The 19,293-nt window shown below is 72.3% G+C and carries 18 protein-coding genes; 12 read left to right on the forward strand and 6 right to left on the reverse strand.

Annotation, left to right across the window (positions count from 1 at the left end; all coding sequences use genetic code 11):
* Positions 1-134 precede the first annotated feature (134 nt).
* From KME80_RS17585 to KME80_RS17600, 4 genes are all read left to right on the forward strand, one after another.
* The gene (locus tag KME80_RS17585; protein WP_219506537.1) at positions 135-1,148 is read left to right on the forward strand and encodes a LacI family DNA-binding transcriptional regulator; all 1,014 of its coding nucleotides are present in this window, start codon (positions 135-137) and stop codon (positions 1,146-1,148) included.
* Between the two features lie 118 nt (positions 1,149-1,266).
* On the forward strand, positions 1,267-1,515 hold the full coding sequence (locus tag KME80_RS17590) for a hypothetical protein (protein ID WP_049572779.1): 249 nt from the start codon (positions 1,267-1,269) through the stop codon (positions 1,513-1,515).
* Positions 1,516-1,562: 47 nt separating this feature from the next.
* Positions 1,563-2,423, forward strand: coding sequence for an N-acetylmuramoyl-L-alanine amidase (locus KME80_RS17595; protein WP_219506538.1), 861 nt, complete (start codon positions 1,563-1,565; stop codon positions 2,421-2,423).
* On the forward strand, positions 2,420-4,006 hold the full coding sequence (locus tag KME80_RS17600; RefSeq protein WP_219506540.1) for a beta-N-acetylhexosaminidase: 1,587 nt from the start codon (positions 2,420-2,422) through the stop codon (positions 4,004-4,006). The genes KME80_RS17595 and KME80_RS17600 overlap by 4 nt, the downstream gene beginning before the upstream one ends.
* Positions 4,007-4,009: 3 nt before the next feature.
* Here the strand turns inward: KME80_RS17600 and recD2 are convergent, their stop codons facing one another.
* From recD2 to KME80_RS17615, 3 genes are read right to left on the reverse strand one after another with little or no spacing between them, the layout of a single operon-like run.
* Positions 4,010-6,151 (reverse strand): SF1B family DNA helicase RecD2, encoded by a 2,142-nt coding sequence (recD2, locus tag KME80_RS17605; protein ID WP_219506541.1) that lies wholly within the window; start codon positions 6,149-6,151, stop codon positions 4,010-4,012.
* A gap of 53 nt (positions 6,152-6,204) precedes the next feature.
* Complete coding sequence (locus KME80_RS17610) at positions 6,205-7,257, reverse strand: quinone-dependent dihydroorotate dehydrogenase (protein WP_219506543.1); 1,053 nt, start codon at positions 7,255-7,257, stop codon at positions 6,205-6,207.
* Positions 7,258-7,263: 6 nt separating this feature from the next.
* Positions 7,264-7,914, reverse strand: a complete 651-nt coding sequence (locus tag KME80_RS17615; protein WP_219506546.1) for a response regulator — start codon at positions 7,912-7,914, stop codon at positions 7,264-7,266.
* Positions 7,915-7,933: 19 nt separating this feature from the next.
* Between KME80_RS17615 and KME80_RS17620 the strand changes: the two genes are divergently transcribed.
* Together KME80_RS17620 and lpdA are read left to right on the forward strand one after the other, a co-directional pair.
* Complete coding sequence (locus KME80_RS17620) at positions 7,934-8,308, forward strand: tautomerase family protein (protein WP_219506548.1); 375 nt, start codon at positions 7,934-7,936, stop codon at positions 8,306-8,308.
* Between the two features lie 41 nt (positions 8,309-8,349).
* Positions 8,350-9,729, forward strand: coding sequence for a dihydrolipoyl dehydrogenase (gene lpdA / locus KME80_RS17625; protein ID WP_219506551.1), 1,380 nt, complete (start codon positions 8,350-8,352; stop codon positions 9,727-9,729).
* A 48-nt stretch (positions 9,730-9,777) separates the two neighbouring features.
* On the opposite strand, the gene KME80_RS17630 is transcribed toward lpdA, so the two are convergent.
* The gene (locus tag KME80_RS17630) at positions 9,778-10,686 is read right to left on the reverse strand and encodes an alpha/beta fold hydrolase (protein ID WP_219506553.1); all 909 of its coding nucleotides are present in this window, start codon (positions 10,684-10,686) and stop codon (positions 9,778-9,780) included.
* A gap of 78 nt (positions 10,687-10,764) precedes the next feature.
* On the opposite strand from KME80_RS17630, the gene KME80_RS17635 reads away from it, so the two are divergent.
* From KME80_RS17635 to KME80_RS17650, 4 genes are all read left to right on the forward strand, one after another.
* Positions 10,765-12,018 carry an acyltransferase family protein gene (locus KME80_RS17635; protein ID WP_219506555.1) on the forward strand — a complete coding sequence of 418 codons (1,254 nt, stop codon included), beginning with the start codon at positions 10,765-10,767 and terminating at the stop codon, positions 12,016-12,018.
* A gap of 100 nt (positions 12,019-12,118) precedes the next feature.
* The gene (locus KME80_RS17640) at positions 12,119-12,808 is read left to right on the forward strand and encodes a hypothetical protein (RefSeq protein WP_246645112.1); all 690 of its coding nucleotides are present in this window, start codon (positions 12,119-12,121) and stop codon (positions 12,806-12,808) included.
* Positions 12,809-12,889: 81 nt separating this feature from the next.
* On the forward strand, positions 12,890-13,414 hold the full coding sequence (locus tag KME80_RS17645; protein WP_308125807.1) for an RNA polymerase sigma factor: 525 nt from the start codon (positions 12,890-12,892) through the stop codon (positions 13,412-13,414).
* Positions 13,411-14,550 carry a CU044_5270 family protein gene (locus KME80_RS17650; RefSeq protein ID WP_219506559.1) on the forward strand — a complete coding sequence of 380 codons (1,140 nt, stop codon included), beginning with the start codon at positions 13,411-13,413 and terminating at the stop codon, positions 14,548-14,550. The genes KME80_RS17645 and KME80_RS17650 overlap by 4 nt, the downstream gene beginning before the upstream one ends.
* A gap of 34 nt (positions 14,551-14,584) precedes the next feature.
* On the opposite strand, the gene KME80_RS17655 is transcribed toward KME80_RS17650, so the two are convergent.
* Positions 14,585-15,157 (reverse strand): hypothetical protein, encoded by a 573-nt coding sequence (locus KME80_RS17655; protein WP_219506561.1) that lies wholly within the window; start codon positions 15,155-15,157, stop codon positions 14,585-14,587.
* Entirely contained in the window at positions 15,148-15,723 is a 576-nt protein-coding gene (locus KME80_RS17660) for a hypothetical protein (protein WP_219506563.1), read from the reverse strand. The genes KME80_RS17655 and KME80_RS17660 overlap by 10 nt, the downstream gene beginning before the upstream one ends.
* 28 nt (positions 15,724-15,751) lie before the next feature.
* On the opposite strand from KME80_RS17660, the gene KME80_RS17665 reads away from it, so the two are divergent.
* Both KME80_RS17665 and KME80_RS17670 read left to right on the forward strand, forming a co-directional pair.
* Positions 15,752-17,092, forward strand: coding sequence for a cupredoxin domain-containing protein (locus KME80_RS17665; protein ID WP_219506564.1), 1,341 nt, complete (start codon positions 15,752-15,754; stop codon positions 17,090-17,092).
* Between the two features lie 132 nt (positions 17,093-17,224).
* The gene (locus tag KME80_RS17670) at positions 17,225-19,261 is read left to right on the forward strand and encodes a cellulose binding domain-containing protein (RefSeq protein ID WP_219506566.1); all 2,037 of its coding nucleotides are present in this window, start codon (positions 17,225-17,227) and stop codon (positions 19,259-19,261) included.
* The last annotated feature ends 32 nt before the right edge of the window (positions 19,262-19,293 follow it).

Below are 19,293 nucleotides of genomic sequence, written 5' to 3' on the forward strand. Positions count from 1 at the left end.
GTGGAGATCGGGTCGTTGGCGACAAGGCCGTACCCTGCGGCGAACTCGATCGTTTGGTGGTACAGGTGCCCAACTTCGCATCGCGGGGGAGACACATGTCAGGACCGCCCGTCAAGACTCCGACCATCACCGACATGAGAGAGGTAGATACGCTGCCCCGGCCCAGGCCCACCATCCGCAACGTCGCCGAACGAGCCGGCGTCTCGAAATCGCTGGTCTCCCTCGTGCTGCGCGGATCCCCGCACGTGAGCGAGCACCGGCGCCAGGCAGTGCTCCAGGCCGCCCGCGAGCTCGGCTACCGGCCGAACGCGGTCGCCCGCAGCCTGGTCGAAGGCCGTACTCACCTCGTCGGCGCGCTCGTCGCCGACCTGCACAATCCCTTCTACGCCGAGTTCCTCGACGGCCTGCAGGAGAGCCTGCACGGCGACGGGTTACGCATGCTGATCGGCAACAGCCAGTGGGATCCCGCCTTCGAGGACGAGGCCGTGGAGGCCTTCCTGGAGCTGCGGGTCGACGGGCTGGTCCTCCTGGGCATCCCGCCGACCAGCGCCACCCTGATCGAGGCGACCTCCTACACCCCGACGGTCGTCGTCGGGGAACGTGACATCGAGCTCGAAGGCGTCGACATCGTCGTCGACGACGACCGGCTCGGCGCCCGGCTGGCCATCGACCACCTGGTCGAGGCCGGGCACAAGCGCATCGCGCACATCGAGGGCCCGCGGCCCTCCCGCTGCGAGGGCTACCTCGTGGCCATGCGCAGGCACTCCCTCGCCCCGTACATCATGGTCGAAGCCGCGGAGTCGACCGAGAACGGCGGCCACGACGCCGCCATCGCCCTCCTGACCCGGGACCCCAGGCCCACGGCGATCTTCGCCGCCAACGACGTGCTCGCGCTCGGCGTGCTCTCCGCCGCCACCGAGCTGGGCCTGCGCGTCCCCGAAGACCTCTCCGTGGTCGGCTACGACAACACCCACCTGTCGGCCTCGAACCACGTCTCGCTCACCTCGGTGGACCAGCCGCGCCGCGCCATGGGCCGGTCGGCCGCCACGCTGCTGAGCGACCGCATCTCCGAGCCGGGCAAGGGCGCCCGGTTGCGCGAAATCACGCCCGAGCTGATCGTGCGCCGCAGCACGGGTCCGGCCCAATAGCGGGCCAAAGCTGGGTCAACACGCCCCGTGACCGCGCCCCCCGGCTGTTTACTCGTCAGGGTCATGCTAATTGTGGCCGGATTCGGTCCGGCCACGATCTGATCCGGGGGGAACAGTCATGCGTGATCCGGAACTGGTGTCCTGCGCCCAGCGCGCGGCGGCCGAGCTCGAACGCGCCTGGGCGCAGTGGCGGGCCGGGCGCGGGCGGGGGACGGACGTCGGCGCGGAATCCGTGGCCAGCTACGTCGCACACTCCCTCGACCACCCGTGGGGCCGCCCCCGCGTCGTGCTCGGCCTGGACGCCGAGGACGCGCGGGAGCTGGCCGCCCTGCTGCAGCGGCAGGAGGTCGGCGAACACGTCTGGTGAGGCGTTTCGCGGCTCCCCGGGGGCGGGTTTCACGTAAGTTGGAGCCCATGCGCGCTCTACCCGCCTCCGTCCTGGCCGCCTGCGGCCTGATCGTCTCCGCGTGCGGCGGCGCCGGTTCCGGCGGGACCGCCGCCGGTCAGGCCGCCAACCCGGCCGCCACGCAGGCGGGCTCCCAGGCACGCACCCCGGCCGTCGTCACGGACGAGTCGGGCACGCCCGCCCCCGCCGAGCGGGCCCCGGCGCCCAAGCCGCTGGAGGGCAAGACGGTCGTCATCGACCCCGGCCACAACGGCGGCAACGCGCGCAACCCGAAGGCGATCAACCGCAAGGTCAACGTGCTGACCCAGTGGAAGGCGTGCGACACGACGGGCACCGCCACCAACGACGGCTATTCGGAGGCGGCCTTCACCTGGGACGTCTCCAAGCGGCTCGTCAAGATCCTCAAGAACCGCGGCGCCACGGTCAAGCTCACCCGCTCCAGCAACACCGGCGTCGGGCCGTGCATCACCGAGCGGGCCGCCATCGGCAACCGCAGCAAGGCCGACGCCGCGATCTCGGTGCACGCCGACGGCTCCGCCCCGGCCAACCACGGCTTCCACGTGATCATGCCGAAGAAGATCAACGGCCCGGTGGACCCGGTGGTCAAGCAGTCGTCCGACCTGGGCGTGGCCGTGCGTGACGCCTTCCGCAAGGGCACCGGGCTGCCCTACTCCACCTACATCGGCAACAAGGCCCTCGACTACCGCAACGACCTGGGCGGGCTCAACCTGTCGACGGTGCCGAAGATCTTCGTCGAGTGCGGCAACATGCGCAACGCGGCCGAGGCGGCCAAATTCCGTGACGCCCAGTTCCGCCAGCGCATCGCCCTGGCTTTGGCCAACGGTTTGCAGCACTATCTCACTACATGATTCCTCGCCCATCGCTGCACAACCCGCTCTCCGGCTCCTATGAGCTCGCCGCCGGGGCCACCGTCTCCGGCCCGCTGATCGAGCCCGTACGGACCGCGCTTCCCGGACTGGACCTGCTGCCCGGTGACGACGGCGCCGTCGCCACCCGGCTCGACCCCGCGCTGGGCGCCGAGGCGTACCGGCTGTCGGTCGGCTCGCGCGGCGTCGAGATCGCCGCGGGCGGCCGGGAGGGGGCCTTCTACGCCGCCCAGTCGCTGCGCCAGCTCCTGCCCGCCGACGCCTACCGGTTCGGCGCCGGCCAGGTGTGGAACGTGCCCGGCGTGCGGATCGAGGACGCGCCCCGGTTCGCCTGGCGCGGCCTGCACCTGGACGTGGCCCGGCACTTCTTCCCCAAGCGGGAGGTCATGCGGCTGCTGGACCTGATGGCCGTGCACAAGCTGAACCGGCTGCACCTGCACCTGGCCGACGACCAGGGCTGGCGGGTGGAGAGCCGGGCCTATCCCCTGCTGCACGAGGTCGCCTCGCACCGGCCGCGCACCGCGACCCACTTCTACCGCGAGCCCGAGGCGTACGACGACATCCCGCACGGCGGCTACTACACGCTGGCCGACCTGGCGGAGCTGGCCGCGTACGCGCGCTCCCGGGCGGTCACGATCGTGCCGGAGATCGACGTGCCGGGGCACGCCTCGGCGATCCTGGCGGCCTACCCGCAGCTCGGCGCGACCGGCGAGCCGCACGAGGTGCTGGACCGGTGGGGCATCTCCCCCGCGATCCTGTCGCCGCTGCCGCCGACGGTCGAGTTCCTGACGACGATCTTCGACGAGCTGCTCGGCGCGCTCGGCGAGACGCCGTACGTGCACATCGGCGGCGACGAGGTGGTGCTCGACCAGTGGGCCGCCTCGGCGGAGATCACCGCCTACGGCGAGTCGCTGGGCCTGGCGGGCGCCAACGACCTTCAGGCGTGGTTCCTGCGGCAGCTCGCCGACGCGCTGGCCGAGCGCGGGGCGCGGGCCGTGGTGTGGGACGAGGCGTTCGTCAGCGGGCGGCTGCGCCAGGACACGGTGGTGATGCCGTGGCGCGGCATGAACGTCGGCCGCCGCGCCGCCGCCGCCGGCCACGACGTGGTGGCCACGCCGGTGTTCCCGCTCTACTTCGACTACGCGGAGGCCGCCTCGGCGGAGGAGCCGATGGCGATCGGCGAGACGATCACGGTCGCGGACGTGGCCGCGTTCGAGCCGGCGCCGGCCGAGTGGCCGGAGGAGGAGCGGGCGCGCGTCATCGGCGTGCAGGCGCAGCTCTGGAGCGAGCGGGTGCCCGACGGCCGGGTGCTCGACTACCGGCTGTGGCCTCGTACGTGCGCGCTGGCCGACGTCGCCTGGGGCGGTGGCGAGGGCTTCACCGAGCGGCTGGAGGCGCACCTGGGCAGGCTGGACGCGCTCGGCGTCGAATACAGGCCGCAGGCGGGGCCGCGCCCGTGGCAGCGCCGCCGTCCGCACCGGCCGGGCGTCGTCGACGTGACGGCGGTGCTGGCGCGCATCGACGGCATGACGCACGACGCGGAGTCGACCCGCCCCAGCGTCTGACGGTCACGGCGCGGCGAGCTGGAGCGCCAGCCGGTGGGACAGGGCGGTGTTGCGCCGCCCGCCCAGCCGGTGCACGGCCAGCTCCAGCGCGTCGCGCCCGCCGACCAGCACCACCCATGCCTTGGCCCGGGTGACCAGCGTGTAGAGCAGGTTGCGGCGGAGCATGACGCCGCCCGCCTCGGCCACCACCGGCGCCACCACGAACGGGTATTCGCTGCCCTGGGCCCGGTGGACGCTGATCGCGTAGGCGTGGGTGAGCTCGTCGAGCTCGTCGAAGGTGTAAGGGACGGCGCGGCCGTCGTCGGTGCGCAGCTCGACGAGCCGTTCGCGCGGGTCGACGGCGGTCACGGTGGCGGTCTCGCCGTTGAAGACGCCCTTGTCGTAGTTGTTGCGGATGGGCATCACCCGGTCGCCGGGCCGGAAGACCGACGGGCCCGCCCAGTGTTCGGCGACGCCCTCGCGGGCCGGGTTGAGCCGGTCCTGGAGGCGGCGGCCGAGCTCGGTGGCGCCGGTCTCGCCCCGGCGCATCGGGCACAGCACCTGCACCTGGCCGGGCTCGACGCCCTGTTTGCGGGGGATCGCCTCGGTGGCCAGCTCGATGACCCGATCGGCCACCTTGACCGGGTCGTCCAGCTCCTCGAACCAGAAGCCGCCCCCGCCGGGCAGGTCGGGCAGCTCGCCGGCGCGGATGCGGTGGGCGGCCCGGACGATGCCGCTGTCGTGGGCCTGCCGGAACACGTGGGTGAGCCGCACGCGCGGCACCTCCGGCACGCCGAGCAGGTCGGCCAGCACCCTGCCGGGGCCGATGCTGGGCAGCTGGTCGCTGTCGCCGACGAACAGCAGGTGGCTGCCCGACGGCACGGCGGCGGCCAGCCGGGTGGCCAGGTGCAGGTCGAGCATCGACGCCTCGTCCACCACGATCAGGTCGGCCTGCGCGGGGTCGTCGGCGAACAGCGCGCCGTCGTCGGGCTCGGCGCGGGCGGACAGCAGCCGGTGCACGGTCATCGCGGGCAGCCCGGTCAGCTCCGACAGCCGTTTGGCGGCCTTGCCGGTCGGCGCGCACAGCGTCACCGAGCCGCCCATCGCCCGCACGGTCGAGGCGATCGCCGCCACGGTGTGGCTCTTGCCGCAGCCCGGCCCGCCGGTCAGCACGGAGACAGTGCTGGTCAGCACCAGGTTGACGGCGGCGCGCTGGTCCTCGTGCAGCCGCTCGTCCTCGGAGTAGGGGCGCATCCGCAGCGTCGAGCGGGCCCGCAGCAGCCTGGCCAGGTGTCCGGCCAGCGCCACCTCGCGGCTGTGCTCCTGCTTGCCGTAGACGACGAGCCGGCCCGGGTCGGACGGCGACGGCTCGACGACGACGCGCCGTTCGGCGCTGAGCGCGTCGACGGCCCGCCTGACCGGCCGCTCGTCCTGCTCGACCAGCGCCACCACCTGGGTGACCAGCGCGTGCAGCGACAGGAAGCAGTGGCCACCGCCCGCGGCCGCCGCCTCCAGCCGGTCGAGGACCGCCGCCCGCAGCCGCGCCGGGCTGCTCTCGGGCACGCCGGAGCGCAGCGCGATGCGGTCGGCCGTGTGGAAGGCGATGCCGCGCACCCGGCCGACGAGCTGGTAGGGGTCCTTGGTCAGCACGTGGAGGGCGTCGTGCCCGTACGCCTGGTAGAGCTTGGCGGCGAGCAGCGGGCTGACGCCGAACCCCTGGAGGGCGACCATGAGCTCGGCCACGGCCTTCTGCTCGGCCCACGCCTCGACGATCTGCGCCTGGCGGATCGCGCCGATGTTGACGACCTCGCGCAGCCGCTCGGGCTCGGTGTCGATGACCTTGAGCGTCTGCTCGCCGAAGTGGCTGACGATGGCGTGGGCCAGGCGCGGGCCGACGCCGCGGATCAGGCCGGAGCCCAGGTAGAGGGTGATGGCGCGGACGGTGGAGGGCGCGACGCGCTCGCACTGCTTGACGGCCAGGCGGCGGCCGAAGCGCGGGTGCGACTCCCACGCGCCGGCGAGCTGGAGCCGCTCCCCCGGCTGGACCCCGGCCAGCGGCCGGCCCGCGGCGACGAAGGAGCCGGCGTCGTCGGAGCTCATCCGGGCCACGGTGTAGTGGTCGTCGTCGACGAAGACGAGCTGCTCGACGGAGGCCTCTACCTTCACGCCCGGAGACTAACCCGCGGCTACGACAGTCGAGGGCGTCCCCGGGGCGCCGGTCATGCCGTGCGGCCGATGATCTCGGTGATCGACTTCAGGCCGTGGCGGCGTACGCGTCTGGAGAGCTGGCGGTGGATGCGGGAGGCCCACAGCGGGCCGCCGTAGATCCAGCCCGTGTAGCCCTGCACCAGCGTGGCGCCGGCCAGCAGGCGTTCCCACACGTCGTCGGCGTCCTCCACGCCGCCCACCGACACGAGCGTCAGGCGGTCGCCCACGCGGGCGCGCAGGCGGCGCAGCACCTCCAGCGAGCGTTCCTTGAGCGGGCGGCCGGACAGGCCGCCCGTCTCGCCCGCGTGGCGGATCGTGGTGTTGGTCGCGATGATGCCGTCGAGGCCCAGCTCGACCGCGAGATCGGCGACGGAGTCGACGTCCTCGTCGGCCAGGTCGGGCGCGATCTTGACGAGCAGCGGGGTGCGCCTGGGCGTGCCGTCGGCCACCTCCTTGACCGCCTTGAGCAGCGGGCGCAGCAGCTCGACGGCCTGAAAGTCGCGCAGTCCCGGCGTGTTGGGCGAGCTGACGTTGACCACCAGGTAGTCGGCCAGCGGCGCCAGTGTCCTGGCGCTGGTCACGTAGTCGGCGACCGCGCCCGACTCGGGCACCACCTTGGTCTTGCCGATGTTGACCCCCACCACGACCGGCACTCCGCGGGTGCGGCGCAGGCGGCGGGCGGCGGCGCGGGCGCCCGCGTTGTTGAACCCCATCCGGTTGACGACCGCGTGCTCCGGCACCAGCCGGAACAGGCGCGGACGCGGGTTGCCCGGCTGGCCGTGGGCGGTGATGGTGCCGACCTCGACATGCGAGAAGCCGAGCGCCGCCACCGCCTCCGCGCACGCCGCGTCCTTGTCGAAGCCGGCGGCGAGCCCGAGCGGCCCCGGGAAGTGCACGCCGAAGGCGCTCACCCGCAGGGCCGGGTCGTGCGGTGCGAGAGCCCGGTGCAGGGATCGCTTGAGCAGGGGCAGCCTGGCGAGGATCGCGAGGGCCCTGACGGTCTGATGGTGCACGGCCTCGGCGTCGAACCGCCGCAAGACCTGCGTGAACACGAGGCGATACATCACGGGTCAGGCTACCAATCCAGCCTCGTGGGCGATGATCGCGGCCTGTACGCGGTTGCGCACGTCGAGCCGGGTGAGGATGGCGCTCACGTACGCCTTGACCGTGCCCTCCACGATGTGCAGCGTGCGGGCGATCTCCGCGTTGGACAGGCCCGCGCCCAGCAGGGCCAGCACCTCACGCTCGCGATCGGTCAGCCCGGCGATGCGGTCGCGGGCGGCGGAGCCGCGCGCCATCCGGCCCCCGGCCAGCTGCTCGATGACCCGCTGGGCGACCTTCGGCGACAGGTACGCGGCGCCGCCGGCGACGGCGTGCACCCCGGCGATCAGCTCGCGCGGGTCGCCGGACTTCAGCAGGAACCCGTTCGCGCCCACGTCCAGCGCCTTGGCGATGTAGTCGTCCTCGCCGAACGTGGTGAGCATCACCACCGCCGTGCCCGGCGCCGCCCTGCGGATCTCCGCCGCCGCCGCGAGCCCGTCGAGCCTCGGCATGCGGATGTCGAGCAGCGCCACGTCCGGATGGTGGCTGATGGCCAGGTCCACCGCCTCGCGGCCGTCGCCGGCCTCCGCCACCACCTCCAGGTCCGGGTCGGAGGCGAGGATGGCCCGCACCCCGGCGCGGATCATGGCCTCGTCGTCGGCCAGCAGTATGCGAATCACACGCTCTATATTGGCCGACATGGCACAGGTGAAGGTTTACGGGCGCAGGGACGTGTGGGGCGGACACCAGAAGGAGGTCTCCGACCTGCTCCACCAGTGCGTGGTCAAGGCGTGGGGGCTGCCCGAGGACAAGAGGTTCCACCGGTTCCTGCTGCTCGACGCCGACGACTTCATCTGCCCGCAGCGCGGCGACGGTTATCTGATCATCGAGATCGTCTGCTTCACCGGCCGCAGTGACGAGGCCAAGCGCGCGCTGATCCGCGAGATCTACGACACGTTGCCGTATCCGAAGCAGGACGTGGAGATCACCATCATCGAGATGCCGCAGGTCAACTGGGGCATCCGGGGCGTTCCGGCGGACGAGTTGACGCTGTCCTACCGGGTCGAGGTATAGCGCGTCAGGACCGTGCGCGGGCGGGCGGTATGGTCCGAGTCATGAGCACAGACTATGACGTCGTCGTTCTCGGCGCCGGTCCGGGAGGATACACGGCCGCCGTCCGAGCCGCCCAGCTCGGGCTGCGCACCGCGGTCGTCGAGGAGAAATACTGGGGAGGCGTCTGCCTGAACGTGGGCTGCATCCCGTCCAAGGCACTGCTGCGCAACGCGGAGCTGGCCCACATCTTCACCAAAGAGGCCAAGACCTTCGGCATCAGCGGCGAGGTCAGCTTCGACTACGGCGCGGCGTTCACCCGCAGCCGCAAGGTGGCCGACGGCCGGGTCAAGGGCGTCCACTACCTGATGAAGAAGAACTCCATCACGGAGTACGACGGCCGGGGCACCTTCCTCGACGCCAACACGCTGCAGGTCAACGGCGAGACCATCACCTTCCGCCACTGCATCGTCGCCGCCGGCGCCACCACCCGGCTGATCCCCGGCACCCAGCTCTCCGAGCGCGTGGTGACGTACGAGGAGCAGATCCTCTCCGAGGACCTGCCGTCCAGCATCATCATCGCGGGCGCGGGCGCCATCGGCGTCGAGTTCGCGTACGTGCTGCACAACTACGGCGTCAAGGTCACCATCGTCGAGTTCCTCGACCGGATCGTGCCGCTGGAGGACGAAGAGGTCTCCGCCGAGCTGGCCAAGCGCTACAAGCGGCTCGGCATCGAGGTGCTCACCTCCACCCGCGTCGACAACATCGAGGACACCGGCTCCGCCGTCAAGGTCACCGTGTCGCGTGACGGGCAGCAGCAGGTGCTGGAGGCCGACAAGGTGCTCCAGGCGATCGGCTTCCAGCCGCGCGTCGACGGCTACGGCCTGGAGAAGACCGGCGTGCAGCTCACCGACCGGGGTGCCATCGCGGTCGACGGCCGCTGCCGCACGAGCGTGCCGCACATCTTCGCGATCGGCGACGTCACGGCCAAGCTCATGCTCGCGCACGCCGCCGAGTCGATGGGCATCATCGCCGCGGAGACGATCGGCGGGGTCGAGACCATGGAGCTCGACTACGTGATGATCCCGCGCGCCACCTACTGCCAGCCGCAGGTGGCCAGCTTCGGCTACACCGAGACGCAGGCCCGTGACCTGGGCTATGACGTCAAGGTGGCCAAGTTCCCGTTCACCGCGAACGGCAAGGCGCACGGCCTGGGTGACTCGGCCGGCTTCGTCAAGATCATCAGCGACGAGAAGTACGGCGAGCTGCTCGGCGCCCACCTGATCGGCCCCGAGGTCACCGAGCTGCTTCCGGAGCTCACGCTGGCCCAGCAGTGGGACCTCACGGTGCACGAGGTCGCCCGCAACGTGCACGCCCACCCGACCCTCGGCGAGGCGGTCAAGGAGGCGATCCACGGCCTGTCCGGTCACATGATCAACATGTGAGCCCGACGGCCGGGACGGCCTGCCCGGCGACCGGCGCCGTCGTGGCCGCTAGCCGAAGAAGCGGCGCAGCTCGGCGGCCACGCGCTCCGGCCTGCCGCCGGTGTCGGCGTTCCCGGAGCCGCTGTGGCCGACCCCGGCGAGCTCGACGCGGGCGGCGCCGGGGACGACCCGCTCCAGGGCGTCGAGGGCGGCCTTGAAGTAGGCGGGGCTGCGGCTGCCGCCGAGCAGGAGCGTCCGCGCGCCGACCGCGCCGTAGGCCGCCTGGGAGCGGGCCAGCTCGGCCACCACGCGCGTCTCGTGGCGCAGGGTCGGGGCGAGCATCCGCATCGTGACGTCGCCGTCGCCCGCCTTGCGGTCCTGGGCTGCCAGCATGCGCGCCGACAGGGCGTCGAGCAGCCGGCGCGGCATCAGGTCGAAGATCGCCGGGCCGAGCCTGGCGGCCTTCATCGCCGTGATCAGCGCCGCCGCGTCCCGCCCGGCGGCCAGTTCCCGCTCGTACCGCTCCAGCCACGCCGTGGGCGCCGGTCCGTCCACGAACAGCGCGGGCTCGTAGAGGACCAGCTCCCGGATCAGCCCCGCGCCCGCCGTCCGTAAGCCGCCTGGATGCCCTTTCGGTGAGCCCGTGCTCCCCGCGCGGTGGCGGGCGGCGGTGTGGAGGGCGACGAGGGCGCCGACGCTGACGGCGAAGACGCGCGAGGCCCCCGTGTGCGCGAGGAGCGCTTCCAGGTCTTCGGCCTCGCGGTCCGCAACGTGGTGCGGGCCGTAGGGTCCGCTGAGCCCGCGGCCCCGGCGGTCCGGCAGATAGACCGTGTACGTGCCGGCCAGCGCCTCGGCGAGCTCCAGGTGGCTGCGGGCCGACTCCATCTGGCCGTGCAGCACGACCAGGCCGGGCCCGGCGCCGAGCCGGTGGAACCCGATGACGGTGCCGTCCGCGGAGGTGACGTGTCCTGTGTCCATGAGCCCTCCCTCATAGTTGACATCAACTATTAGCCACAGGATAGTCAGTGTCAACTAAGCGATATTGTCGATCTTCCGATGACAAACACCGAGATCTCCCCCAGCACGGCCGCCCCCGCGCGCCCCCGGCTCGGCTGGCTCGACGCCCTGCGCGGGCTGGCCGCCCTGGTGGTCGTGTACGAGCACGCGCTGAACCCGCTCTACCCCGAGCTGCGCGGCGTCACGGGCCCGTGGTTCGACGCCGGCTGGTACGGCGTCATCGTGTTCTTCCTGGTCAGCGGCTACGTGATCCCGGCGTCGCTGGAGCGGCGGGGCAGCGTGGCCGGGTTCTGGATCGGCCGGGGCTTCCGGCTCTACCCGCTGTGGGCGGTGGTGGTGTGCGCCGCGCTGCTGCTGGTGGTGACGGGGATCGACGGCATCCACGTATACCTGACCGACAATCCGGTCACGGCCACGCTCGCCCACCTGACGATGCTCCAGGACCTCCTGAACGCGCCCAACGTCGTCAACGTGCTGTGGACGCTCTCGTACGAGATGGCCTTCTACCTGCTGGTCACGGCGCTGTTCGTGGCTCGGTGGCACCGGCGCAGCGCGGAGGTGGCGGCCGGGTTCGGCGTGCTGGCCGTGGTCGCCGGCGGGGTGCTGCCGACGATCCTGCTCACGCACCGGGGGCCGACGCTCGTCACGACGCTGGCGGCGGTCGTGCTGGGCGGCGGCGGGCTGGCGGGCGTGCTCAGCTCACGCCCGGCGCTGCGGCGGGCCGGGGCGGTGGCGCTGGCGGTGCTGCCGCTGGGGCTGATCGCGGTCAACAGCCGCATCCCGGCCTGGCAGAGCCTGACGATCCTGGCCACGATGTTCGCGGGCACGGCGCTGTACCGGTGGCAGGCGGGGCAGATCTCCCGGGGCCGGGGCTGGGCCGTCGCGGGCGGAGTGCCGGTGGCGGCCACCGGGGCGGCGCTGCTGTGGCACGACGGCGACCCGCTGCCGTGGGTGGCGGCGGTCCTGGCGGCGTGGGCGACGTTCGGGGCGGGGATGCTGCTGGCCGACCGGCGGGTGCCCGCGTGGTGGGCGTGGCTGGGGATGGTGAGCTACTCGGTCTACCTGATCCACCCGATCCTGCTGGAGATCGTCGACGGCTTCCTCGACGACCCGGCCGCCGTCGCCTGGCCGTACCGGGTGGGGCTGGGGGCGCTGGTCGTGGCGGTGCTGCTGGGCTGCTCGGCGCTCACGTACCGGCTCGTGGAGGCTCCGGCGCAGCGCCTGGGACGACGGATCGCCGCTCGATCCACGGGATCGTCAAACGCGCGGCGGAGCAGTCCGGGGGGCGGGTGAAGCTGCCTGGCGCCGGCGGGTCCAGGTGGTGCCAGGACTACCCTCACCTCTCCTCCGCGCACCAGTGAGAACGGCCGCCCGCGTCACTTGAATGGCGGGCATGACATCAACAGAGCTGCCAGGCCGCTGGGTCGAGGGCGTCGGCATGATCCTCGGCCCGCTGCTCCTCCTGGCCGGGGTGCTGACCCGGATCGGCGCGGACGACTTCTTCACCGGGCAGCTCGCCGCCCACGCCGCCCGGCCCGGCGAGATGGCGCTGTCCTACGGGCTGTTCGCGGCCGGGGTGGTGCTGCTGTGGCCGGCGGTGACGGGGCTGGCCCGGCGGCTGGAGCCCGGCTGGGGGCGCTGGGGCGTCACGCTGGTGGTGCTCGGGCTGTTCGGGCGGGTGTTCCACGCCGGGGTGAGCCATCTGGCGTTCCAGCTCGTGGACGTGCTCGGGCTGGAGGCCGCGCAGCGCGTGGTGGCCGGCACGTACGGGGCCTTCCACGTGTTCAAGGCGGTCAACGTGTGCATCATGGCGGGCTGGATCGTGCTGGCCGTGGGCGCGTACCGGGCGCGGGCGCTCGGGGCGGCCCGGTGCGTGGCGCTGGGCCTTACGGCCGCGCTGCCGCTGGGCGTGCTGAAGGGCAGCAGCGACCCGGTCTCGCTGGTCGCCCTCGCCGGGCTGGCCGTCGCGCTCGTCCCGCTCGGCGTCACCACGTTGCGTACGGGACCGGCGCCCCGCTGGTGGGCCGTGGCGCTGACCGTCGGCCTGGTGCCGGTGGCGTACCTGCTGGGCCTGGTGGGCTGATTTTTCCGATCATGCGGTAACAACGGGACTGCTCGGACCACTACCGGGTGTCAGAAACATCCGGAACGAAGGGGCGGGGCGGTGACGGATGATCAGCACCGGTTCACCGGCGTGTACGACGAATGCCGGCAACGCGTGTGGGCGTACGTGGTCAGTCGCTCGGGACGTCAGGTGGCGGACGAGGTCGTGAGCGAGACGTTCGCGATCGCCTGGCGGCGGCTGGAGGACGTGCCCGACCCGGCGCTGCCCTGGCTGCTCGGCGTGGCGCGCAACGTGCTGCGCGACACCATCCGCGCCGAGGCCAGGCGCGAGGCGCTCGCGCAGGAGTTGCGCGCCTGGACCGAAGGGGACGTGGCCGACCAGGTGACCGAGCGGATCGGCGTGCTCCAGGCGCTGGCCGCGCTCGGCGACGACGACCGGGAGATCCTCGTCCTGGTGGCATGGCAGGGGCTGTCGCCGAAGGAGGCCGCGCGGGTCGTCGGCTGCTCGACCGCCGCGTTCCGGGTCCGGCTGCACCGCGCCCGCAAACGGCTCAAGCAGGCCATGGAGCCCGCCGGGCCGTCCCGTCCCCGAGTGCGCAACAACCTCAGCGAGGAGTGGTCATGAACCCGATGGACGAGCTGCGTGCCGCTCGGCCCGCACACCTCGGCGACGCCCCGGTGGACGAGGGCACCCGGGCCAGGGAGCTCACGTACGCCATGTCGCACCCGCGCAAGGCGCGGCGCGGCCGGAAGGTCGTCTGGCCGGTGTGGGGCATCAGCCTGGCCGGGGCCACGGCCGCGGTCGCGGCGGCGGCCGTCGTCGTGACCGGGACGGGCGGCGCGCCGCCGAGCGCCCCCGACTCCGTCGCCCAGCCCGCCGCGACCGCGACTGCGACCGCCACGAAGGTGCGGCTGTCGGCGCGCGAGGTGCTGCTGGCCGCCGCCGAGAAGGCCGGCAGCCAGCCCGACGAGATGGGCGCGTGGTGGCACACGTCCACCATGCAGCGCACCCTGCACCAGGTCGCCGAGGGCGGCTACACGGTCGTGGAGCGGCAGCGGAGCGAGGGCTGGACGTCCAGCGCGACCGGCGGCGAGCAGGGCGGCACCTACCAGTCGCTCGGCGCGCGACCGGCCACGCCCGAGGACGAGGCGGCCTGGCGGCGGGCCGGCTCCCCCCGCGAGTTCGAGGTCAAGGTGCCCGGCAAGCCGCGCGCGATCACGCTGTCCACCTCGCCGCGCAAGCCGTGGGGCGGCTTCAGCCCGCTGGTCGACGGTGACAAGGTGTTCTGGCTGGGCCGCAACGTGACCATGAAGGAGCTGCGCGCGCTGCCGTCCGATCCGGGCAGGCTCAAGGCGTGGCTGCTGCGCTCGTACAAGGGGCACGACACCGAGTCGGAGAGCGTGCCGATGGCCTCCGACCCGTGGCTGTACCGGGTGAGCACCGGGCTCATCCTGGACATGCCGGTCACGCCTGAGGTGCGGGCCGCCGCCTTCCGGATGCTCGCCGACCTGGACTCGGTCAAGGTCATCGAGAACGTGACCGACGCCGAGGGCCGCCAGGGCGCGGCGGTGGCGGTCGAGGAGAAGGTCAGGGACAGCGTCATGGAGACCCGGCTGATCTTCGACCAGGAGACCGGGCGGGGCCTGGCCAGCGAGAGCGTGGTGGTCGAGCCGGGCGACGCGCACGCCGGGCACGAGCCGGGCACCGTGGTGGGCACGACGACGGTGCTGGAAGCGGGCTGGGCCGACAGCAGGCCGTGACATCGCGCCGGGGGTGCGGCTACGCCGGCGTGCCTTACGGTTGGTTCAGGCAGGACAGGTTGGCCGAGCGGTAGAGGACGACGACGAGCACCACCAGCGCCGCGAACCAGGCGACGGTCACGGCCAGGGGCAGCCCGGCGTAGCCGTACGGGGCCAGCATGCCGGCGACGCCCAGCGCGGCGACCGTCCAGCGCAGCACGTCGAGGAGCGCGGCGCGGGACGCGTGCCCACCGGGGCGGAGCCGCCCGGCCACGATCTCGCCGATCAGCCAGATGGCGAGCAGGGAGCCGGCCTTCTCGGCGAGGTCGAGCGCCTGCTCCAGGGACGTGTCCGGCGCGGCCGGGCCGATTATCAGGAGGTCGACGATCGACAGGAAGACCATCGACGTGGTGGCGGCAGCCCCCGCCGGGTCGGCCGGGTGGAGGGAGGCATCTCGCAGCCGGGACAGCCCGACCGCGCACATGGCCCAGCCGACCGGGTCGAGGAGCAGGTCGAAGCCGTCGAGCCGGAGGGCGGCGTAGACGATGACGAGACCGGTGGCGATCAGCGCGACGGGCGGCATGAGACCGCCGGACGCGGCGCGCGGGTGGGGGTTCGTCAGGACCATTCGTCGCTCACCGCTTCGCTGCACACCTTGTCGGACAGGCCGCGCTGCCAGGCGACCGGGACCGTCGCGCCGTCGGGCCCGGTCAGCTGCCAGGAGTCCCAGGTGACCTCCGCCGTCCGTGCCCCCAGATAGGTCTCGTACGTGAACCGCACCGGCTGCGGCGTGTGAGGCACGGCCGCGCAGTCGGTGATGGCGACGTGCCTTTCCATCACCTCCATGTCGCCTCCTTCGACGGTGACCTTCTCCGCCCCGGGGTTCTCGGCCGGCAGCAGCCGCAGGCCGGGGATGTTCATCGAGAGGCCGGAGACGGTGAAGGTGGTGGACCCCTCGTTCTCGATTTCCAGGAAAAGCCTGGTGGACAGGGCGCCGCTTTTCTCGTCCACCCAGGCGCCGGCGAAGAAGGAGTTGATGTTCCAGCTGATATGCGGGCTCACTGCCCCGGTCCCCCAAAGAAACGCGGTCACCATGACGAGCGAAAACGACGTCCAGATCACCACCCGTAATCGGACCGGTTCGGCACGCCAAGAGGTGACGCCGTATTGCTGCCAAATTTCATCGGAAGCCATGAGGTGAAACCATATATGGTGGCATCTCGTGACAATACCCCCGCTGATTCTCTGGGTGGCCGCCCTGCTCACCGTGCTGGCGGCCGCCTCGCCGGTCAGCCGGGAACGGCTCGACAGGTTCGCCGCGCAGACCGGATTCACCGTCACCGCGGCCGACGCCGAACAGGTCGTCGGCCATTTCCGGGCCGTGCGCCGATGGCGTCTGATCGCGCTCGTCGTCGCCGTTCCCGTGGCGGGGCTCACCAATGACCCGTTCTCTTTGGTGCTCGGCTGGTGCGCGGTTTCCGTGGTGTTCTCTCGGGGGGCCTCGAACGCGTACGACGAGGCGCGCGTTTATCGTGGCGCATGGCTCCTCGGATTGGCCGGCGCCGTTTCGGCGACCGCCTTTCTCCTGCGAGACGTCACCGCGGCCCGGATCGCGCACACCGGAATCCTGATCGCCGTGGCCGTGGCGGTGACGTTCGCCGCCCGGCGCGAAGCGGCGAGCGCCCCGGCCGAGCTGGCCATCGGCCGCTGGTCCACGCGCGGCCTCTATCTGGCGGGGACCGCGATCGTGCTGTCGGCCGCGCTGCTCACCCCCGGCCTGCCGGTGCTCCCCGAGCCGCCCGCGTACACGCCGCCCCTGACGTTCTCCGACAGCCGCCCGAGCTTCGAGACGGTGCGCACGTACAAGGCGCCCTCCTGCGCGTGGACCACGCAGGTGGCAGCCGACTGCAGAGGCTGGCTGGTCAACGGTCAGCCGTTCCCGCAGGCCGCGCCGTACGTCGTCGTCCCCGGCAAGGCGCCCCGGCCGGCCCCGTTCACCCGCAGCCCCGACAAGAGGGCCCTGGTCTACCTGCACCGGCACGACCGCCGCCTGGTGTACGAGGACGAGGCGGGCGCGCGCCCGCTCACCGGCGCGCTGGCCGACACCGAGCTGCCCAAGGTCACGTTCGCCGGCCAGAACAGGTACCTCGCCCTGGTCCGGGACGGCGCGCGGATCATCGACACCCGGACCTGGCGCACGCTGGAGCTCCCCGACGTCCGGCGCGTCCACGACCTCGGCAAGAGCGGCATCGTGGCCGCCACCGCCGCGCGGGCCCTCGTCCTCGACCACCAGGGGAAGCCCCGCATGAGCCTGCCCGCCGGGGACGCCTACCACCTGCACCCGAAGGGCCACCGCCTGGTCGTCATCGACGACGAGGGGCGGGTCACGACCTACGACGTGAAGACCGGCGAGCGCCTGCGCACGGTCACCCCGGTGTTCCGCGGCGACGACAGCCTCGGTTCCGGGCTCGGCTGGTCGGCCAAGGGCGCCTTCCAGGTCCGCGCCGCCTGGTCCGAACGGGTCTACAACCTCGACCTGTCCACCGGGAAACTGTGGCGCTGAGCAGCGGACCGAACCCGGGGTGAAAGTTTCAGCGTCGTTTGACGGGTGCGCCGCGCGCCACTCATGATCATGTCGTCTCCTGGTCAGGAGGAGGCGTCGAGTGAGGAACCACTGCCACGGCGAGGTGCACCGATGCCGAGAACCCTGCTGCGCTCCGCGTCCGCGATCCTGCTGGCGCTGACCGCCCTGAACGCCCCCACCGCCCATGCCGACGACGGCGTCCCCGTCGAGATCACCGTCAACACCCGTGCCGCGCTGGCCGGCGTGCCCGAGACCGGCATCGGGACCAACCACGCCATCTGGGATGCGCACCTGGGCGGCGACCAGACCGCGGACCTGCTCAAGGACGCGGGCGTGCGGCTGCTGCGTTACCCGGGCGGCTCGTACTCCGACATCTACCACTGGGCCGACCACACCGCCCCCGGCGGCTATGTCGCGCCGAACACCGACTTCGACACCTTCATGGCCGGGGCCCGCCGCACCGGCGCGCAGCCGATGGTGACCGCCAACTACGGCACGGGCACGGCCGAGGAGGCCGCCGCCTGGGTCCGCTACGCCAACGTCACCAAGGGCTACGGCGTGAAGTACTGGGAGATCGGCAACGAGAACTACGGCAACGGCCACTACGGCGCGGCGTGGGAGGCCGACAACCACGCGGACAAGAGCCCGGCCGAGTACGCCAGGCACGTCGTCGCCTACGCGGACGCGATGAAGGCGGTCGACCCCACGATCAAGATCGGCGCGGTGCTGACCACGCCCGCGAACTGGCCCGACGCGATCAGGGCGGAGGGCGACGCGGGAAGCTGGAACGAGGTCGTCCTGTCCACCGCCGGCTCGAAGATCGACTTCGTGGTCCTGCACTGGTACCCGGGCGCCCTGGACCGCACGGGACACGTACCGGACATGATCCAGCTCACCCGCGAGCAGATCGCCAGGCTCGCCGGGCCGGGCGCGGAGCGGATCGGCATCGCGATGACCGAGTTCAACACCGGTTCCAGCAGCAACGGCACCAATACCCAGCCGGGCGCGCTGGCCGCCGCCGACGCGTACGCGACGCTGCTGGCGAACGGCGTGTTCACGGTCGAGTGGTGGAACGTCCACAACGGCATCGGCACGGTAACCGAGGTCGAGGGGCACACCGACTACGGCGACTTCGGCCTGCTGTCGAGCGGGACGTGCACCGCCGACGGGTCGGTCTGCGAGCCGGCGTTCAACACGCCGTTCGCGCCCTACTACGCGCTGCAGATGGTCGGCAGGTTCGCCCGGCCGGGTGACCAGTTCGTCCGGGCGGCGAGCGACACGCCCGCCGTCAGCGCGCACGCCGCCCGCCGCCCGAACGGCGACCTGGCGGTCATGCTGATCAACACCTCGCGCGACACCTCGTACGCGGCGGCGATCGACTACGCGGGCTACACCCCGGCGGTCGGCGCGCCGACGGTGCTCACCCACACCAACGGCGCGACCTCCATCACCACCGCGACCAGCGGCAGCGCCACCAGCCAGACGCTGCCGCCGCTGTCGCTGACGACGATCGTCCTCAAGCCGGCCGCCGACCGGTCCGGTCCCGCCGCCCCCGCCCAGCCTGTCGCGTCGGCCGTCACGGACACCAAGGCCACGATCACCTGGCCGCGCGCCACGGCCGGCGACCGGCCCATCGCCAAGTACGAGGTGCACCGCCAGCACGGCGCGGTCACCGAGCAGCTCGGCGAGACCTCGGGCACCTCGTTCACGGCAGGCAACCTGCGGCCGGGCACCCGCTACACGGTCAACGTGATCGCCCGCGACGCCGGCGGCGGCCTCTCCTGGGCCTCGCCGCCGCTGACGTTCACCACGAAGGCCCCCGCCACCAGCTCGTGCTCGGTACGGCTGAGCGTCCAGTCCGACTGGTCGAGCGGCTACGTCGGGTCGATCGACGTCACCAACACCGGCGCGCCGATCGACGGCTGGACCCTCGACTTCGCCTGGCCGAGAAGCTGGCAGAGTCTGGGGAGCGGCTGGAGCGCGGTCTGGACGCAGGACGGGCGGGCGGTCAAGGCCGTCAGCGAGCCCGGCAACCGCGCCCTGGCCACCGGGGCGTCGGCCACGATCGGCTTCGTGGGCAACTACTCGGGGCCGAACGTGCTTCCGTCCGTGTTCAGGCTCAACGGCACGGTCTGCGCGGCCAGCTGAGAGGCCGCCGCTGGCATTTTCACGACATGTCG

It is taken from the genome of Nonomuraea ceibae (assembly GCF_019396325.1).
In the GTDB taxonomy this organism is placed as follows: domain Bacteria; phylum Actinomycetota; class Actinomycetes; order Streptosporangiales; family Streptosporangiaceae; genus Nonomuraea; species Nonomuraea ceibae.

Excerpts from the sequence above, each read along its gene's own strand:
- KME80_RS17600 (WP_219506540.1), top strand. The coding sequence starts at position 2,420 with ATGATTCCTCGCCCATCGCTGCACAACCCGCTCTCCGGCTCCTATGAG.
- KME80_RS17585 (WP_219506537.1), top strand. The coding sequence starts at position 135 with ATGAGAGAGGTAGATACGCTGCCCCGGCCCAGGCCCACCATCCGCAAC.
- lpdA (WP_219506551.1), top strand. The coding sequence starts at position 8,350 with ATGAGCACAGACTATGACGTCGTCGTTCTCGGCGCCGGTCCGGGAGGA.
- KME80_RS17670 (WP_219506566.1), top strand. The coding sequence starts at position 17,225 with ATGCCGAGAACCCTGCTGCGCTCCGCGTCCGCGATCCTGCTGGCGCTG.
- KME80_RS17650 (WP_219506559.1), top strand. The coding sequence starts at position 13,411 with ATGAACCCGATGGACGAGCTGCGTGCCGCTCGGCCCGCACACCTCGGC.
- KME80_RS17595 (WP_219506538.1), top strand. The coding sequence starts at position 1,563 with ATGCGCGCTCTACCCGCCTCCGTCCTGGCCGCCTGCGGCCTGATCGTC.
- KME80_RS17655 (WP_219506561.1), bottom strand. The coding sequence starts at position 15,157 with ATGGTCCTGACGAACCCCCACCCGCGCGCCGCGTCCGGCGGTCTCATG.
- KME80_RS17660 (WP_219506563.1), bottom strand. The coding sequence starts at position 15,723 with ATGGCTTCCGATGAAATTTGGCAGCAATACGGCGTCACCTCTTGGCGT.
- KME80_RS17635 (WP_219506555.1), top strand. The coding sequence starts at position 10,765 with ATGACAAACACCGAGATCTCCCCCAGCACGGCCGCCCCCGCGCGCCCC.
- KME80_RS17610 (WP_219506543.1), bottom strand. The coding sequence starts at position 7,257 with ATGTATCGCCTCGTGTTCACGCAGGTCTTGCGGCGGTTCGACGCCGAG.
- KME80_RS17620 (WP_219506548.1), top strand. The coding sequence starts at position 7,934 with ATGGCACAGGTGAAGGTTTACGGGCGCAGGGACGTGTGGGGCGGACAC.
- KME80_RS17590 (WP_049572779.1), top strand. The coding sequence starts at position 1,267 with ATGCGTGATCCGGAACTGGTGTCCTGCGCCCAGCGCGCGGCGGCCGAG.
- KME80_RS17640 (WP_246645112.1), top strand. The coding sequence starts at position 12,119 with ATGACATCAACAGAGCTGCCAGGCCGCTGGGTCGAGGGCGTCGGCATG.
- KME80_RS17630 (WP_219506553.1), bottom strand. The coding sequence starts at position 10,686 with ATGGACACAGGACACGTCACCTCCGCGGACGGCACCGTCATCGGGTTC.